The sequence below is a fragment of the Vallitalea maricola genome (genome assembly GCF_036985595.1).
GTDB classification, from domain to species: domain Bacteria; phylum Bacillota; class Clostridia; order Lachnospirales; family Vallitaleaceae; genus Vallitalea; species Vallitalea maricola.
This window is the reverse complement of sequence record NZ_BTPU01000189.1, coordinates 1-203: the sequence shown is the minus strand read 5'-3', so window position 1 is coordinate 203 and position 203 is coordinate 1. Positions and strand designations below refer to the sequence as shown.

General features: G+C 30.0%; 1 protein-coding gene. It reads left to right on the top strand.

The genetic code is table 11. The features are described from left to right. On the top strand, nucleotides 1-187 hold a 187-nt coding region (locus tag AACQ14_RS23825; protein WP_339366030.1), incomplete at its 5' end, for a hypothetical protein. Nucleotides 188-203: the final 16 nt, after the last annotated feature.

Below are 203 nucleotides of genomic sequence, written 5' to 3'. Positions count from 1 at the left end.
CAAAGATGGAGAAACAAAAGAATGGTTATTAGCTAAAGAAGGTTATAATGATTTTGAAGCTGATGATAATGATGAATATTATCTTTATAATGGTACTGATATCCATCCTAAGGATGTAACTAATATTTATCTTAGAAAAGTAGAGAGATATGGTAGTATAGGTGGTGACTGGTATGTTGATATCTAAATTCTCAACATACCAG